This window comes from Mesorhizobium sp. M1E.F.Ca.ET.063.01.1.1 (genome assembly GCF_003998155.1).
In the GTDB taxonomy this organism is placed as follows: Bacteria; Pseudomonadota; Alphaproteobacteria; order Rhizobiales; family Rhizobiaceae; genus Mesorhizobium.
This window is the reverse complement of record NZ_RZSC01001547.1, coordinates 1-496: the sequence shown is the minus strand read 5'-3', so window position 1 is coordinate 496 and position 496 is coordinate 1. Positions and strand designations below refer to the sequence as shown.

Here is a 496-nt window from a genome sequence, read left to right as displayed (position 1 = left end):
TGCCCAATCAGCGCCAAAACCTCACGCCGCTTTTCGGCGAAGGCGGCTTCGGCCTTGCAGGCGGCGAGGCTGGCGGCGACCGTGTCGTTCGCCGCGCGCTGCGGCTCGCGGCGCACCTGCCACAGGCTTGAACCGGCAATCGCATGCGCCACCATGAGGCGCATTGCAATGGCGGGATGATCGAGCAAGGCGGTGCGCACGGCACCGTGGCGATGCAGATCGACATAGTTCTGCATCGGGCCGGTGAGTTCAGGCCGCGACGGCTTGAGGACCTGTTCGTCCGGCTCGCCGCCCTCGTCATCGGCGCGGGCGCGCCGCGCTTCCTTGCGCGAAAGCCAGCCCTCGTGACACTCGACCTCGCCGCGATGCGAGACGGTGATGACGACCTTGCCGCCCTTCTTCTTTGGCGTTTTCTCGTGGTCCCAGGAATGAAAATACTGCCCCGGTTCGAGCACCGTCACTTCGCTCCATCCAGCCTCGATATAGGCGTCTGTCT

1 pseudogene is annotated in these 496 nt (G+C 65.5%); it reads right to left on the bottom strand.

The window, feature by feature from the left end:
- Positions 1 to 496, bottom strand: a pseudogene (locus tag EOA29_RS39710) (chromosome partitioning protein ParB); the annotation flags it as partial.